Source organism: Bacillus cereus group sp. MYBK79-1 (assembly GCF_051915365.1).
In the GTDB taxonomy this organism is placed as follows: Bacteria; Bacillota; Bacilli; order Bacillales; family Bacillaceae_G; genus Bacillus_A.
On the sequence record NZ_JBQAEO010000023.1, the window covers coordinates 1 to 13,419 of the forward strand.

Below are 13,419 nucleotides of genomic sequence, written 5' to 3' on the forward strand. Positions count from 1 at the left end.
TTTGGATTAAATCCTTGAACGAGCGTTAACTTTGAATCCTTCGTAAATTTTGTCATAAAAAAACTGCACCCCCAATTGTTAGACTGTGTCTAACAATTGGGGTGCAGTTCATTCCATAACAGAAGATTGGCTTTTTTTATTGATAGAAGGAATGACAGGCTAGACTTGCTTTAAATTAGTTTATTTCAATAGTTGTGATTTAATTTAAACGTATAAAAAAGAATTTTTCATACGTTTATTTCTATTTTGAGACTAGAAAATAAGTGTTTTTTAAGTAGGAGAAGCTTATTTTATTATTTTGATTGGTGAAAGAGATAGTACTAATATGTAGGTATACATCATGATGTGTTTTTGAAATAGAAGCGTTTTTGTATAGTAAACGAAAAGATTTATAGAATCATGAAAGAGAACGAGTATCCATTAAAAATAATGGGGAGGAAGTAATTTGTTGAAAAAAATTATTTCGATGTTCGTCGCTATTGGGATAGTGTTCATAGTAGGTAGTAGTTTTAATGTGTCACATGCGTATGTAAAGACAGGGTACAAATTATCGACAAAAAACCAAAGCTTTAAATGGGGTGACCGTTTATCGGGAAGCAGTGTAATAAAGAGTGGTTGGCAGGATGCTATTTCAACTTGGCAAAATAGTGCAGCTAATGCCAAGTTCTTTTATCACGGATCTTCCGTGCATACATTAAATTCGTGGCATGAATCCTCATCCACATATTATGGAAGAATGATTGTTCAACTAAATAATAAAATTGTTACGAAGTTTTCTGGAGACATTAATGCAGGTAATACAAATATCACAAAATCAAATGTCGCTAAAAGTACGGCTGTTCATGAACTAGGACATGCATTAGGACTCGATCATAATACAGGGGCATCTATTATGAATAGTGATAGAAATCGTACCAAAATGTACGTTCCTCAAAAAGATGATGTGAATGGTGTAAATGCAATTTATAAGTGAAAGTAAGGAGGGATTTATAATGAATAAAAAATTGAAATTCATTTTGTTGGCAGTCCCTTTCTCAATTTTCTTATGTATAGGGGGATATAGTATTTATTTTGGAGAAGTCGAAGATAAAACAATTGTAATAACTAAAGATTTTCCATCCACAAGTAGATTAGAAGACATGGTTAAGGAAGCCGATGTAGTTGCAATAGGCAATTATGATGGCTTTGATTCAACTTGGAATATGGCGCGTAATCCACAAGACATTAGTCAAGAAAATCAGGAGAATTATGTAGAGGGGCATTTATACAATTTTAACGTAAAAGAAGTTTTAAAAGGAGACCCCTTACAAGATAGAATGAAAATTAATCATCGATACGCAGAACAAATTGAAATCGATGATTCGAATAGTAAGGTTGTAAATGAAGACCCTCTTTATATAAAGCCGGAGATTGGGAAGAAATACATGTTATTTTTGAAAAAAGATGAAAATATGAATCATTACTTTGGCGCAATTGAACCATTTTCCATAATGTTTGATGAAAATGATATAGCGTATTTACAGTCAAACTTATTACATGTAGACGAAGAGAGATTAAGTGTTAAAAAGAAACAAGATAACCAAACATATATTTTAAAAAATCAAGTGGATCATACCATATCGGATACGATTTCTAATAAAAATATTGACGAATTGAAGATAGAAATTGAAAAGTATAATTAAAAAAAGCTGTTCCAACAATTTGTTGGAACAGCTTTTCTTCAATGCAAATTTCATTTACAAATGACTGCATCTCGATTAAGGGATTATTACTGTGCCTGAACAGAAACAATTTCTTCTTGTTCTTCAGGTTTAACGAGTGCATAACGCTCCCACGCTCTACTTTTCCAGCGGAAGAACATAATGATGGCACGTGTCCATTCATCAATAGCAATCGCCAACCAAATACCAACGAGCCCCATATCTAAATGGAAGGCGAAAAAGTAACCGAGTGGTAAACTCATTAACACCATAGAGAATGCGCCAATTAAAACTGGGTACTTTGCATCGCCAGCTGCGCGAAGTGAATTGATGATAACGATGTTCATCGTACGCCCTGTTTCAAGTAGTACACTTAGTAAAAGGACGCTTGCACCTAACGCAATAATGTGCGGATTATCTGTAAATAGTCCCATTAATTGTGTGCGGAATGTAATAACGATAGCGACCATACATAAAGTGACACCAATTGCCCACTTTACACTTTTCCATACGCGTTCATACGCTTCATCTTTTTCACCACCGCCAACGAGGCGTCCGATAATAATGGCTGTTCCCATACCAATCGCAATAGCGAATAAATAAGTAAACATAGAAATGTTCGTAGCGTATTGTCTAGCCGCTAATGATTCCGTTCCTAAATATGTTGCATAGTATAAGAAGACAATTTGGCAAGCTTGATACATAACCTGCTCAAATGCAGATGGAATCCCGATCTTTAAAATTTTCCCGATGTATTCTTTTGATAAGGTGAAGTAATATTGTAATTTCACACGGTATTCCATAACGCGGTACAGTAACCAGAAGAAAACGATAAGTGCGATAAGTCGGCTTACAGCAGAAGAAATAGCAGCCCCTTGTACACCGAGCTCTGGGAAACCAAATTTCCCGAAAATAAGTACGTAGTTTCCAGCGATATGAATGATGTTCATTCCAAGTGAAATAAACATCGCTTGCTTTGTGAAGCCATGTACGCGGATAATTGCGGCTAATGAATTAATAATAGCTTGAAGGAAAATAGCTCCGCCGACGATGGATAAATAGCTTTGTGCATACATGAGTACATCGCCTTGTAAGTTCATTGCCATCATCATATGTTTTGAAAATAAAAGAAAACCAGCGCTTATAACGAGTCCGACCACTAAATTTAATGTAACGGCTAAAGCTGATATTTTAGATGCTTCCATAAAACGTTTGGAACCGAGGTATTGAGATACGACGATAGCTGCGCCGTTCCCGATGACTTCTAGTACCAAAATAGCGATATGGAGATATTGATTTGCTGCACCAACCCCAGATACAGCATCGTCTGATAATGCACTTAACATGAAAGTATCAGCGATCCCCATTAACATAAATAGAAAAACTTCTAGAAAAATAGGCCATGTTAATAAGAATAAACTTAATTTCTCTGTCGGCCCGTTTTTTGCCTGAATTGCTGTCATGTCCGTCCCCTCTTTACCGATATCTATTTTTAGCAAAGTGTATCGTAACATACTTTCTTATCCTTTGCACTCATTTTAGCCTACATATCTTTATTATGAAGGGGGCGCTATTTTATGATAAAAAGAGAAGGATAATTATACATAAAGTATTATGAGATATAAAATTTGTTTTTCTCTGATAATTTAGAAAAATTTAAAAATACTCTTTTTCAACACTTTAGTAAGGATAATCAGCAATATGAAACGTTTACAAAGGTTTATTTATTAACAGAAAATTTTAATGAAATAGAAATATAAATATACAAAAAATATATTTGTGTGTATAATATGAATTGTTAGAACATATATATATTTCTATTTGTTTGAAAATGAAAGGGCTAACATTTTTGTGGAGGGTGGAAGTATGAAAAAAAAGATGCCAGTTTTTGTAGTATCAACAGTAGCGATGAGCATGATGTTAGGGGCATGTAGCTACCAAAAAGATGAACCGCAAGCGAACGCAAAAGGGGATAGCGGGAAAAGCGGTGCGAAGCAAGTTATTAACTTAATTGAAACGCAAGAAATTCCAACGATGGACCCAGCGTTATCAGCGGATGCAGTTTCTTCAAGAGTAATGACTAATACAATGGAAGGCTTATACACTTTAGGAAAAGATGATAAGCTAGTTCCTGGTGTAGCGAAGGAATTTCAAAAGTCAGAAGATGGTAAAAAATATACATTTAAATTACGTGAAGACGCAAAATGGTCAAATGGTGAGCCTGTGACAGCGAAAGATTTCGTATACGCATGGCAAAGAGCGATTAACCCAGATACAGCTGCGAAATCAGCGTACATTATGTATGATATAAAAAATGCAGAGAAAATTAATAAAAAAGAGATGAGTCCGGATCAATTAGGTGTAAAAGCAATTGATGACTATACATTAGAAGTGGAATTAGACAATTCAATTCCGTACCTTGTAGATTTAATGGTATATCCAATCTTCTATCCTGTGAGTGAAAAGTTTGTAAAAGAGCAAGGTACGAAGTTTGGTTTGGAAGCGAATACAACACTTTATAACGGACCATTTACATTAAGTGATTGGCAACATGAACGTAGCTTTAAAATGACAAAGAGCGCGTCATATTGGGACAATAAAGAAGTGAAGATTGAGGAAGTAAACTTTAATATTGTTAAAGATACGTCTACGCCAATTAATTTATATGAAACAAACGCAGTCGATCGAGCGACGTTATTAGCAGAGTTTATCGATAAATATAAAGGAAAACCAGATTTCCAAACAGTAGAAGATACATCTGTATTCTTCCTTCGTTTAAATCAAAAAGATCCAGCTTTAGCAAATAAAAATATTCGTAAAGCCATTTCACTTGCTTTTGAACGTAAGCCGTTCGTTGATACATTATTAAATAACGGTTCTAAGCCAGCAACAGGATTAATTCCTGATAACTTCATTAAAGGGCCAGATAAGAAAGACTTCCGTGCTGTAAATGGTGATATTGTAAAACCAAACGTGAAAGAAGCGAAGAAATATTGGGAAGCTGGTAAAAAAGAACTTGGTAAAAATGAAATCGAATTAGAGCTATTAAATGAAGACGTTGAATTATCGAAGAAAACAGGTGAATATTTAAAAGGTGAATTAGAAAAGAATTTACCAGGTTTAACAGTGAAAATTAAACAGCAACCATTTGCGCAAAAACTAAAACTAGAAGATGCGGGCGATTATGTGATGTCATTCTCTGGATGGAGTGCAGACTTCCCAGATCCAGTTACATACCTTGATATGTTCGTAACGGACGGATCACAAAATAAAATGAAATACTCTAATCCAAAATATGATGAAATTATCATGAAAGCGAAGAAAGATGGAAGCGATGTAAATGCTCGTTGGAAAAACTTACTAGAAGCAGAGAAAATGTTACTTGATGACGCTGCGATTGTTCCAGTATATCAACGTGGTAGAGCATATATACAAAGAGAATCAATTAAAAATATGTACAACCATAAATATGGGGGCGATTTAAGCTTTAAATGGGCGTCAGTAGAGAAATAAGAAAAAAGCAGGTGATTACCTGCTTTTTTTAATACGTACGTTTCTTATAAATACCTTTCCCGCCGACTTCGTTCCAGCCGGATTGTACATCCAAACTTTTATTAACAAACTTCATCTTTTCTTTTCCACCAAAGAGTTTTTCACCAATGCTATTTGTAATGACACCAATCAATGCTGTTATTCCGATGATGAGGGCAGCAACCGTGACAAAATCAATAAAGAAAGCAATCATTTGCAAATTCCCCCTTTGCCTGTCTGTATTTTTATTGTATGAGATAAAAGGTAAAAAAGAAAGAAATGTCAGAAAAATAATTGATTTATTTTAGAAATCGCATAGACATGAATGAGAATGTTTGTTAAAATAAGAACGAATGTTCCTTTTTATTCTCACTTGTATAGTCTTACATTTCTTAATTAATTTATCAAGAAAAGGTAAGAAAACGTTCTCTTTTTTATAGGAAAGATTCTGGAGAAATAACTATATATCATATGAATAATCTATGAAAAGCAAGCGTTAAGAGGGTTGGAGGTTATTGTTAAAGAACAGCTAAAGTGAGTGTGATCATGTTACATAGCAGTGGCATACACGGAAGAGTTTTCTCAATTAGAAGGAAATTTACTGTATATTTCTTGCAAAATCTATTGTATAATGATTATAGAAGTTACTTATTAAAAGTAATTGTTGTTTGCTAAATGTTGTTGCTTACATGAAATGCGATTTTTGCACTTTGTTTTAAGACAAGGTATCGCAAAAAATTGCTGAATTTAGAAATTTAAACTGTAATTAGTACAGAATTTGTACTCTTTAAGGAGAGTGAGCTTTGTATGGTAACATTATATAGTTCTCCAAGCTGTACGTCTTGTAGAAAGGCGAAATTATGGCTAGAGGAAAATCATATTCCTTATACAGAACGTAATATTTTCTCAGATCCATTAACGATTGAGGAAATTAAAGAGATTTTACGTATGACAGAAAGCGGAACGGATGAGATTATTTCTACTCGTTCGAAAGTTTTCCAAGAATTAAATGTAAACTTAGAGTCTTTACCACTTCAAGATTTATATAAGATGATTCGTGACTATCCAGGGATTTTACGTCGTCCAATTATGATTGACGAGAAACGCCTTCAAGTAGGTTACAATGAAGATGAAATCCGCCGTTTCTTACCACGTACAGTAAGAACGTTCCAATTACGTGAAGCACAGCGTCTTGTAAATTAATTATAATAATATGAAAACCTTCTACCTATTATATAGTAGAAGGTTTTTTTTAATGTTTCAAATTTTGTAATCGAACTTGCTTAACGATAATACCGATGCATAGAACAGTGAAAATGAATAAAAAAGGAATGCTTGCAGTGAAACTTGGATTGTTATGAAAGAAGGTTGCAAGCCTGTCTTCATGTGTAACCATTTTTCCTGCTGTATAGGCGAGAATCGCTGCTCCGCAATAAATGAGGAATGGAAAGCGTTCCATCAGTATTAAAATAAGTTTGCTGCCCCAAATAATAATCGGGATAGAAATGAGTAAGCCGATTATTACGAGTAAAAATCTTCCGTGAGCTGCACCTGCAATGGCAATAACGTTGTCAAACCCCATAACGAGATCCGCGAATACAATTGTACGCACAGCTTGAAATAAAGTTGTTTTCCCCTGAATAGCAGAAAGATCGTTGCTATTATCAGTTAGTAAATTTACTGCAATTAATGTGAGTAAAACGCCGCCGATAAGCTGTAGAAATGGAACGTCGAGTAAATAGACAGCTAGTATAGTAAGTAAAATTCTTAACACGATTGCTAAAAGAGTACCAATCAAAATGGCTTTATTTCGTTTCGGTTCAGGTAAATTTCGACTAGCTAGTGCGATGACAATTGCGTTGTCACCACCTAATACAACATCGATACCGACAATCATTAGTACAGATGTTAAAAACTCTAAGTCCATTCGTCTGCCTCCATTTATGATGTTTTAATAAGCCAACTATATGTATGTGGTGAAGAGAGAGACTACATAATCTTCTCTAATAAAAGTTTCACTTTATTACAGTGTACGGGGGAAGGTGGAAATGTATGTCCAAATTTTTCATGAGTGAGAAATCGCTATAATGATATATTTGTGTAGGTGGTCGAATGAAGATAGGCATATAACTATTTTTGTAAAATAAATCGATTTTATTTCCATTCTGGAGAATCTTATCATAAAATGAGAGTACAAGAATCTATTGATTTGTCATATGAGTGGGGAATCCCTTCATAACAATTCTAAGCAGGAAGGGAGAGTTGTATTTTGGATATTGAAAGAATTAATGACCATACGATGAAATTTTTTATTACGTACATTGATATAGAGGACAGAGGGTTTAATCGTGAGGAAATTTGGTATGACCGCGAACGAAGTGAAGAGCTCTTTTGGGAGATGATGGACGAAGCTCGTGATCATGATGATTTCTTTATTGATGGACCGTTATGGATTCAAGTGCAAGCAGTCGATAAAGGGATTGAAGTACTTGTAACGAAAGCAGAGCTTTCAAAGGATGGACAAAAGCTAGAACTACCAATAGGTGTAGATAAAATTATAGACATTCCTCTAGATGAAGGCATTGAATCATTGTTCCAGCAAGAATTAGTGGAAGAGGTAGAGGAACAAGCAGGAACAAACTTTAACGAAGATGGTACGTTTGGCTTTTTAATTAAGTTTAATGATTTTGAAGATGTCATTTCATTAAGCCACCGTCTTATCTTTGAAGATATAAAAGATGAGCTGTATTCATTTGAGAACCGCTATTATGTATATGTGGAATTCGATGAAGTGCTACATGATGAAGAAGAAATTGATCGTATTTTAAGTATAGTTTTAGAATACGGAGAAGAATCAACTTTAACAATTCATCGTGTAAGTGAGTATGGAAAACAAATTGTGAAAGAGCATGCGCTTGAAACAATTCGCAATAATTTTCCTGCTAAAACGTAGGCCGATTTCTGTAGTATGAAATCGGCTTTTTATATGAAGAATAGGAAAGCTTTCTTAGTAAGGAGGTAAGAGATGAAAAATACGTTAAAGTTGATTTTCTTTGTTTTATTATTGTTCGCATTATTTGTTTCGTTACGTATGTTTATTGACGTAGCATTTTATTCGGATGTAATCGGGATAAAAGATGTTTCGATTTTAGGTATCATTAGTATTTTATTTACGGTATCTGCATTTTTAATTGGCTGCGTGATTTTCCTAGAGAACCGTCATCCGTCTAAAACACTTACATGGCTCATTGTGTTAGGTATTTTTCCGGTATTTGGATTCTTCGCTTATTTATTATTCGGACAGAACTTTCGGAGGAAGAGAATGTTCCAAAAGAAGGCGTTACTCGATGAACAAGCGTTTTTACAATATAAGGGGCATGAAGATTACGAGGAACGGATTTTGCGCAATCATAAGCATCAAGAGCTGTTATTTCGTTTAGCGGATCGTTTAGGCGCTTTAAATATTTCATTTCAAACTGAAACGAGAACATTAACAAATGGAGATGAAACGTTTCAGGCCATTTTAGATGGATTAAAACGAGCGAAACATCACATTCATATGGAATATTACATTGTACGTGATGATAAGCTTGGAACCGAAATTAAAGATATTTTAATACAAAAATCAAAAGAAGGCGTAGTCGTTCGTTTTTTATATGATGCGGTTGGAAGTTTTAGATTATCAAATTCGTATATTGAAGAATTAAACGATGCAGGTGTCGAAATGATTCCGTTCTTTCCTGTTCGCTTTCCGATTTTAAACGATAAGATTAATTATCGAAACCATCGAAAAATCGTTATTATTGATGGAAATGAAGGATTTGTAGGTGGATTAAATATTGGTGATGAATATTTAGGGAAGGATAAGTATTTCGGCTTTTGGCGAGACACGCATTTATATTTGCGTGGTGAAGCTGTTCAAAGCTTACAACTTATTTTCCTTCAAGATTGGTTTTATATGACTGGTGAGGCTGTGCTGGCCCCTGAATATTTACAAGCGAAAGCAGTTGAGGGTGATCATTGGGGAGGCGTACAGCTCGTTGCAGGTGGACCAGATAATAAATGGGAAACAATTAAACATTTATATTTTGCCATGATTGCTTCTGCGCGGAAATCCATTTGGATTGCGACGCCGTATTTCATTCCTGATGATGATATTTTATCCGCATTAAAGGTAGCTGCGCTTGCTGGTATTGATGTCCGTTTGTTAATGCCGAGTAAGCCTGATAAGCGCACTGTCTTTTACGCATCGAGATCGTACTTCCCAGAGCTTTTAGATGCAGGGGTAAAGATATATGAATACGAAAAAGGTTTTCTCCATAGTAAAGTTGTCATTGTCGATTCTGATTTAGCTTCAATAGGGACTGCTAATATGGATATGAGAAGTTTTCATTTGAACTTTGAAGTAAATGCCTTTTTATATGATACAGACAGCATTCGAAAACTTGTTCAAGATTATAAAGAGGATATAGAAGAATCAAGTGAAATTCATGTTGATCGTTTTCATAAAAGGCGTCTTCATAGACGAATTGTTGAATCGACGTATCGATTATTATCACCTTTATTATAAAAAGAGATGTCCGAAATTGGGACATCTCTTTTTTAAAAGGAATTTGTAATAAATTGTAGAATATAAGGAGCTGAAAGGGTGTGATTCCGATGTTTATCGCCAAAAGAGAAAACGGAGAAAAAATTCATCTACTCTATCATCATGATGAAGAGCTTTTACACCGTATGCGTAAAAGGGAAAGTTTCTTTTGCATAGCTTGCGGGAAGGAAGTGCAAATGAAATTGGGGAAACAAAAAAGCTGGCATTTTGCTCATAAGAGAATGGATACGTGCCTTGCCTTTTATGAAGCAGAATCGATGTATCATATGCACGGTAAAGAATTGTTATATAGATGGCTAAAACGTCAAAACTTTCATGTAGATATAGAGCATTATCTGCCAGAGATTCAGCAACGACCAGATATTTTCATAGAGAGAGAAGGGAGAACGATTGCGATTGAATACCAGTGCGCGAATCTCTCTATAGAACAGCTGTACAAACGAACCTATTCGTATTGGCGAGCTGGTATACAGGTCATTTGGATTATTGGCGGAAATCAATTGAAAAAGCACTCTGCATATTGGATGAAATTCTCCTCCCTTATGGCTTTCTCCTTACAATCTTATCCTCAGCCACTTCTTATTTTCTTCTGTTCGAAACAAAAATCATTTATGAAATGCGCGTTTCTCACTTCATTTTCTACAAGCGTCTCTTTCTCACATATTATATATTTACCAACTGAAACGACTACTTTTGAAATGCTCTTTTCTCCTGTCACTTTCCAAAAAGAAACATTAGACCGAGAATGGAAGCAGCGAAAGGATTATTTTCGAAAAAATGCTTTGCCTATTTGGAATTATAATCATAAGTCACTATTACGCCTCTTATATCAATGTAAATGTACCCCAGCAAATTTCCCTTCTGAAATTGGTGTGCCGCTCCCGTCCTCATTTGCTTTTCAAACAAATCCATTTATATGGCAAGCTTTTCTATATATGAAGTGTATAGGCGAGCTTGCGGTAGGCGATTGTATTTCCCTTCAATATGTATGTAGTTATGTGAAAACGTATACGAAAAGGCGTATGCTCCCGTACTTTTCACAGCATATATGGAAAGTGGCAGTTACTGAATATATGACATTTTTATGTTATGCAGGTGTATTACGTAAAGTAGGGACTTATAAGTACCGGAAAATAAGGGGGATAGCTATGTTGAAAACTGAAGAGGAAGTTATAAAATATGATGAAATTTGCTTAGCGTATGCCTTATCTTTATTTGAGGCAAAGTACAACATGAGAGAAGGAAAAGGGGATATAATAAAGACTGATCGTGAAGGAATTACATAAGAAAAATCGAATTGTATGTAAGTAGAGATATTTAAAGGAGGGCTTAAAGGATGTCTGAACAAAACACAGCAAAAACATTACCGAATCGCAACGAGATTGAAGAATCAAGTACGTGGCGATTAGAAGATATTTTCCAAACAGATGCAGAATGGGAAAAAGAATTCCAAGCTATTAAAGAGCTATTACCGAAGTTAACTGAATTTAAAGGGAAACTTGGTGACTCAGCGAACAATTTACTTGAAGCATTGCAATATGAAGATGAAATTTCAATGCGATTAGGTAAGCTATATACATATGCACATATGCGTTACGATCAAGATACAACAAACTCTGTGTATCAAGCGTTAAATGATCGCGCGACAAATTTATATTCACAAGTATCTAGTAGCACGGCATATATTGTGCCTGAAATTTTATCGATTTCAGAAGATACAATGCAAACATTCTTGAAAGAAAATAGAGACTTAAGTGTATATGAACATGCGTTAGAAGAAATTACGCGTCAACGCCCGCACGTATTATCCGAAGCGGAAGAGGCACTATTAGCAGAAGCATCTGAAGTAATGAGTGCGTCAAGTAATACATTTGGTATGTTGAATAATGCGGATTTAAAATTCCCATCTATTAAAGGTGAGGATGGAGAAGAAACAGAAATTACACATGGTCGTTACATTCAGTTTTTAGAAAGTGATGATCGTCGTGTACGCGAAGATGCGTTCAAAGCTGTATATGAAACGTACGGAAAATATAAGAACACATTTGCAAGTACGTTAAGCGGAGCTGTGAAGCGTAATAATTTCAATGCGCGCGTTCGCAAATACGATTCTGCACGTCAAGCTGCATTAAGTAATAATAATATTCCTGAAGCGGTGTATGATCAACTTATTGAATCTGTAAATGATAATTTACACTTGCTACATCGTTACATTGATATTCGTAAGCGTGCACTAGGGCTTGACGAGCTTCATATGTATGATTTATATACACCACTTGTACCAGAAGTGAAAATGAATGTGAAGTATGAAGAAGCACAAGACATGTTATTAAAGTCTTTAAACGTACTTGGTGATGAGTATGTTGATATTTTAAAAGAAGCATATGAAAACCGCTGGGTAGATGTGTATGAGAATAAAGGAAAACGAAGCGGAGCATATTCATCTGGTGCATATGGAACAAATCCGTATATTTTAATGAACTGGCATGATAATGTAAATAATTTATTTACACTTGCTCATGAGTTTGGTCATTCGGTGCATAGCTACTACACAAGAAAAACGCAGCCGCACGTATACGGTGACTATTCAATCTTCGTTGCGGAAGTAGCATCAACTTGTAATGAAGCGCTTCTAAATGATTATTTATTAAAAACGACAGAAGATAAGAAAGAGCGTCTATACTTATTAAATCATTATTTAGAAGGATTCCGTGGTACTGTATTCCGTCAAACGATGTTCGCAGAGTTTGAGCATATTATTCATAAGAAAGTACAAGAGGGACATGCAGTTACGCCAGACATGTTAACGGAGATCTACTATGATTTAAATAAGAAATATTTCGGTGATGCTTTAGTAATCGATGAAGAAATTGGTTTAGAGTGGTCTCGTATTCCGCACTTCTACTACAACTATTACGTATACCAATACGCAACAGGATTTAGTGCAGCAACGGCTTTATCTAAACAAATTTTAGAAGAGGGGCAACCAGCAGTAGAACGTTACATTAATGAGTTCTTAAAAGCAGGAAGCTCAGATTATCCAATTGAAGTGTTGAAAAAAGCAGGAGTAGATATGGCATCTCCAGAACCGGTAAAAGAAGCATTGCAAGTATTTGAAGAGAAATTAAATGAATTAGAAGCATTATTATTTGAAGAGAAGTAATAGTAAAGACGAGGGATTTACCTCGTCTTTTTTGTTTTAAATATTTTTGTCGATATTTGTCGAAAGAATAAGGTGAATTTCTTTCTTTTTTCTAAATTAGAAGGCAGTTTTACAGGTGATTTTTTTAATTAAAACCCTTTAAATCGTTTTTTATGGTTGAAATAAGAGAGAGCGATGACAATGACTCCAAATAAAAGAGGGAAGGCAATAATTTTAGGAAAAGCTTGTAGTAGAGAGAGGATGTACAAGAAAAAAGAAACGATGACAGCTAGTAAGATAAGTAAAATATACGTTTTTTTCATACAGAACACCTCCAAAATAGCTTTTTTATAGCTTATTCAGAAATGAAAACGTTTAGAATGTGACAAAAGTGTGAAATTCGACAAAAGGGGTTGTCATCTGACGTCGAATCTTGT

12 protein-coding genes are annotated in these 13,419 nt (G+C 34.9%); 8 read left to right on the forward strand and 4 right to left on the reverse strand.

Annotated elements, in window-relative coordinates; genetic code table 11:
- Positions 1 to 466: 466 nt before the first annotated feature.
- Positions 467 to 973, forward strand: a complete 507-nt coding sequence (locus ACTFOB_RS23920) for a matrixin family metalloprotease (protein WP_440029563.1) — start codon at positions 467 to 469, stop codon at positions 971 to 973.
- Positions 974 to 992: 19 nt separating this feature from the next.
- Positions 993 to 1,682: a cardiolipin synthase gene (locus tag ACTFOB_RS23925; protein WP_440029562.1), complete on the forward strand. Its 690-nt coding sequence runs from the start codon at positions 993 to 995 to the stop codon at positions 1,680 to 1,682.
- 86 nt (positions 1,683 to 1,768) lie between these two features.
- On the opposite strand, the gene ACTFOB_RS23930 is transcribed toward ACTFOB_RS23925, so the two are convergent.
- Complete coding sequence (locus ACTFOB_RS23930; RefSeq protein ID WP_440029560.1) at positions 1,769 to 3,214, reverse strand: MATE family efflux transporter; 1,446 nt, start codon at positions 3,212 to 3,214, stop codon at positions 1,769 to 1,771.
- Between the two features lie 352 nt (positions 3,215 to 3,566).
- Here ACTFOB_RS23930 and ACTFOB_RS23935 point away from each other — a divergent pair, with 352 nt between their 5' ends.
- Positions 3,567 to 5,213, forward strand: a complete 1,647-nt coding sequence (locus ACTFOB_RS23935; protein ID WP_440029558.1) for a peptide ABC transporter substrate-binding protein — start codon at positions 3,567 to 3,569, stop codon at positions 5,211 to 5,213.
- Between the two features lie 28 nt (positions 5,214 to 5,241).
- On the opposite strand, the gene ACTFOB_RS23940 is transcribed toward ACTFOB_RS23935, so the two are convergent.
- The gene (locus ACTFOB_RS23940; RefSeq protein ID WP_000559976.1) at positions 5,242 to 5,445 is read right to left on the reverse strand and encodes a hypothetical protein; all 204 of its coding nucleotides are present in this window, start codon (positions 5,443 to 5,445) and stop codon (positions 5,242 to 5,244) included.
- A 593-nt stretch (positions 5,446 to 6,038) separates the two neighbouring features.
- On the opposite strand from ACTFOB_RS23940, the gene spx reads away from it, so the two are divergent.
- On the forward strand, positions 6,039 to 6,434 hold the full coding sequence (spx, locus tag ACTFOB_RS23945; protein WP_000258267.1) for a transcriptional regulator Spx: 396 nt from the start codon (positions 6,039 to 6,041) through the stop codon (positions 6,432 to 6,434).
- A gap of 49 nt (positions 6,435 to 6,483) precedes the next feature.
- On the opposite strand, the gene ACTFOB_RS23950 is transcribed toward spx, so the two are convergent.
- Positions 6,484 to 7,158, reverse strand: a complete 675-nt coding sequence (locus ACTFOB_RS23950; protein WP_440029557.1) for a TerC family protein — start codon at positions 7,156 to 7,158, stop codon at positions 6,484 to 6,486.
- 342 nt (positions 7,159 to 7,500) lie between these two features.
- Here ACTFOB_RS23950 and mecA point away from each other — a divergent pair, with 342 nt between their 5' ends.
- The 4 genes from mecA to pepF all read left to right on the forward strand — a co-directional run bounded on the left by mecA (position 7,501) and on the right by pepF (position 13,003).
- Positions 7,501 to 8,184: an adaptor protein MecA gene (mecA, locus tag ACTFOB_RS23955; RefSeq protein ID WP_000350711.1), complete on the forward strand. Its 684-nt coding sequence runs from the start codon at positions 7,501 to 7,503 to the stop codon at positions 8,182 to 8,184.
- Between the two features lie 72 nt (positions 8,185 to 8,256).
- On the forward strand, positions 8,257 to 9,801 hold the full coding sequence (locus ACTFOB_RS23960; RefSeq protein ID WP_000799207.1) for a cardiolipin synthase: 1,545 nt from the start codon (positions 8,257 to 8,259) through the stop codon (positions 9,799 to 9,801).
- 80 nt (positions 9,802 to 9,881) lie between these two features.
- Positions 9,882 to 11,126, forward strand: a complete 1,245-nt coding sequence (locus tag ACTFOB_RS23965) for a competence protein CoiA (RefSeq protein ID WP_440029555.1) — start codon at positions 9,882 to 9,884, stop codon at positions 11,124 to 11,126.
- 50 nt (positions 11,127 to 11,176) lie between these two features.
- Positions 11,177 to 13,003, forward strand: coding sequence for an oligoendopeptidase F (pepF, locus tag ACTFOB_RS23970; protein ID WP_440029553.1), 1,827 nt, complete (start codon positions 11,177 to 11,179; stop codon positions 13,001 to 13,003).
- 128 nt (positions 13,004 to 13,131) lie between these two features.
- Here the strand turns inward: pepF and ACTFOB_RS23975 are convergent, their stop codons facing one another.
- On the reverse strand, positions 13,132 to 13,305 hold the full coding sequence (locus tag ACTFOB_RS23975) for a hypothetical protein (RefSeq protein WP_046957017.1): 174 nt from the start codon (positions 13,303 to 13,305) through the stop codon (positions 13,132 to 13,134).
- Between the last annotated feature and the right edge of the window lie 114 nt (positions 13,306 to 13,419).